At 46.0% G+C, this 291-nt stretch carries 1 pseudogene; it reads left to right on the top strand.

Annotation, left to right across the window (positions count from 1 at the left end):
* Nucleotides 1-291, top strand: a pseudogene (locus A3761_RS27430) (diguanylate cyclase response regulator); the annotation flags it as partial.

Here is a 291-nt window from a genome sequence, read left to right as displayed (position 1 = left end):
CAGACTTGAACCTGCCCGATGAAAGTGATGGCGCTGCTGCAAAGCTAGTGGCAGAAAAGAGTATTCCATGTATCGCTTTTACCGGCAACTTTAGTCCAAATCTACGTGAGATGGTTTTATCCTTGGGCGTATCCGATTATGTGTTGAAGAACGGGCAGCAGGATATCAGTTACGTTGTGCAGGTGATTAATCGAATGTCTGCCAATCGGAGTATGGAGGTTCTGGTCGTTGATGATGCACCGTCATCCAGAGATTTTATGAGTGCATTGCTCGAGAAGCAGTGTTTTAGTG

It is taken from the genome of Oleiphilus sp. HI0123 (assembly GCF_001635315.1).
The sequence above is the reverse complement of the archived record's forward strand: the minus strand, read 5'-3'. Positions and strand labels throughout refer to the sequence as shown.